The organism is Rhodohalobacter sp. (assembly GCF_041686455.1).
GTDB lineage: Bacteria > Bacteroidota > Rhodothermia > Balneolales > Balneolaceae > Rhodohalobacter.
Window position 1 is genome coordinate 1 of the sequence record NZ_JAWLDW010000201.1, and the last position, 3,013, is coordinate 3,013.

The 3,013-nt window shown below is 44.7% G+C and carries 2 protein-coding genes; one reads left to right on the forward strand and one right to left on the reverse strand.

All coding sequences use genetic code 11. The features are described 5' to 3' along the window. The coding region (locus ACESM0_RS13525) for a DUF2207 family protein (protein WP_372906732.1) at positions 1–1,256 on the forward strand (1,256 nt) is incomplete at its 5' end. Positions 1,257–1,503: 247 nt separating this feature from the next. Here the strand turns inward: ACESM0_RS13525 and ACESM0_RS13530 are convergent. Beyond that, on the reverse strand, positions 1,504–2,553 hold the full coding sequence (locus ACESM0_RS13530; RefSeq protein ID WP_372906733.1) for an Atu2307/SP_0267 family LLM class monooxygenase: 1,050 nt from the start codon (positions 2,551–2,553) through the stop codon (positions 1,504–1,506). Positions 2,554–3,013: the final 460 nt, after the last annotated feature.

Sequence of the window (3,013 nt, forward strand, 5' to 3'; positions counted from 1 at the left end):
ATAGCTGGAACTACAGTTCTGCACCTGATTCTGAAGAGATCAAATCTGAATCCGCGTTTACACTCACATCCGGCAGAGTAAATCGAAATCAAAACCTTGCGATTCGTGCGCTCTTTCCTACTTCCGTTTTTCAGGAAAATTTGATTGAGATTAGCGATCCCAATCTGGACCTGGATGAAATTATTCAGGAAGAAGCCGAGTATGATGCCATGCTTCAAGAACAGGCCGAACGGGATGAGTTCTTCGCAGAAATTTCATTGCCTATTTCAATTCTCTTGTCCGTTCTAAGTCTTGGCATTTTCTACTTCCTCTATCAAAAATATGGGAAACGACACAGTACAAATACCATCTCAAACCGGGAGACCGTGGTCATTCCGGACAAAACCCCACCGGCAATTATTGGCCGACTCATGTCGTCACGTCATTCCACCAGCCAGCATCTTGTTGCCACCCTGTTTGATCTGGCCCGACGTGGCTGGTTCAATATTGAAGAGAAGGAGAAAGAGTCCTCCTTTTGGTCTTCAGGTAATAGTGAATTTGTGATCTCCTTATCCAGTGAGCAGCCTGACGAACACCTTCCAAAGTGGGAAAAGATGATTGTAGACTTCACAACTAAACGGGTCAAAAGTGGAAAGAATACCTTTGATAAGCTTTTTCAAAGCAGTGGATCAAAGGTTGCAAAATGGTTTAGCCTTTGGAAGAAAGAGGTAAAAAACGTATTTGATGAGAAAGAGTGGATTGATCAAAAAAGCTACACCGGTGTCTGGGCAAATGTCGCTGCTCAGTTTGTTATCGATGTGGCGGCAATCGTTCTTTTTATAATGGGTGGTCCTACTGCATTCATTGCACTTTTCACATCCTTCATATTCATGTTTGCCTCTGCTGTAATCATCCGGCGAACCAAAAATGGGGAAGAGACTTATCAGCGCTGGAAAACGTATCGGGATGGTTTAAAAAATGCAGATGAACGAACGTTACGAATGGAGATACTGGATCTGCATTTTATCTATGCCACTGCTCTTCATCTTTCGAAAAAAGAGCTTAACACTCTGATTGAGTCGTCTTACGATTCAAATAACAATAGGCACTTCCCCTGGATTGTTTTAATGTCGGGATCTTCACACACGCCGGCAACAGTGGCCTCATCTATATCTACTCTTGCTGCAACAAGCAGTGCCTCATTTACAGGAACAACGGGCGGAAGCGGGGCATCCACAGGATCTGCCGGAGGTGGTGCTACGGGAGGTGCAGGATAGAAGATGAGTCCGGCAGCTTGTGAAATATATTAGCCACAGAAGCACGGAAAGGGTAATTCAATGTATTTCCGTGATTCCGTGGCTACATTATACCATCTCAGTAAAAGGAATCTTTTTGTAATCTCGCAGAGTTACGCTGATTTTTACGCAGAAGATCTCAGATTCTCAGTATTGATCTGCGAGATATGATCTTAATAACTTCTGAGTTCAAGTAATAAGTGCAACACGAAAGATTATCCGCTTCTCTTTAGTGTTGATTAGCCGGTTCTCGTTTAGCGATTTCCTTGCGAACGGCCGGAGCTACTTCTGTAGCAAAAAGCTCGATCGATCGTAGCAGTTTCTCATGAGGAACACTTCCCACACTCATCTGAAGCAGGAATCGGTCGTGACCGAAAATCTTATGCTGATAGAGGATTTTATCAATGATCTGTTGTGGATTTCCCACGGCATTCGCACCTCGCAGCGTGCATGAAGCTTCGAATTGTTGACGACTCATCGGTGGCCATCCCCGTTCCCGGCCGATACGATCCATGGTCAGTTTGAACGCCGGAAATGCAATGTCGTACGCTTCCTCTGTTGTATCGGCGATGAAGCCGTGTGAATTGATACTAACCGGTAGTCTGCCGTGACCATGTTCTTTGGCAGCCTGCTCATGAATCTGCGCCATCTGCTTAAACTGCTCCGGATATCCGCCAATAATCGCGATGGCCATCGGTATTCCGAGCTGACCTGCTTTGTACGCTGATTTTGGTGTTCCGCCGACGGCTCTCCAAACAGGGATCCTATCCTGAACCGGCTGCGGGTAAATACCTCGATCATCGATGGAGGATCTATACTTTCCGCTCCAGGTGATTTTCTCGCTCTCGCGAAGCTTCAGCAGCAATTCCAGTTTCTCTTCAAAAAGTGGCTCATAGTTGTTCAGTTCATATCCAAACAGTGGAAACGATTCGATAAACGAACCGCGACCAACCATGATCTCTGCCCTCCCCTTCGAAATCAGATCGATAGTAGAGTACTGCTGAAAAACCCGTACAGGATCTTCTGATCCCAAAACTGTGACTGAACTGGAGAGTCGAATATCTTTTGTACGGGCTGCAATGGCCGAAAGAATTACTGATGGAGCAGATGAGACATACTCCTCGCGGTGATGTTCACCTACCGCAAATACATCCAGGCCCAGTTCATCGGCCAATTCCGCTTCCTCAAGCAGATTTTGCATTCTCTGCTCATTGCTCAATTCCCCCTCCATCTGTGGATGAGGAGTGTTTTCTACAAAGGTATAAATACCAAATTCCATAACTTTAAAATGTCTTTTTAATTTTGTTTAATATTAAACAATTATTCCATCAACTTCCATTCCAATGCAGTAACCAAACCTCCAAGGTTTTAGACACCTTTGAGGTTTAAAATGGAGAATTAGCTTTATCCACTTTGGTTTCGGACTCACCTCTGGATTCTCTCTACCCGCAGAGAGCGGAACTCAAGAATAAATTCAGAGCCAAATTTATTTTACAGAGATCAAAATGGAGTTTTCAAGTCAGGACGCGGGACATAATCAAGCTGATTCTCGCATTCAGACGGTTAAAACAATTCTTTATAAATGGCTTGGACATTAAGTTTGAAATGAACCCTCAAATCCACGCCTCAACATGGCCTTTCAATTTCATTCACACTCTCTATTCGGCGCGTATAAATTGACCTCCATTAACCCCGGGTTTCGCCTTGCTACACCCGGGGCTACAATCTGGCCACCCCTA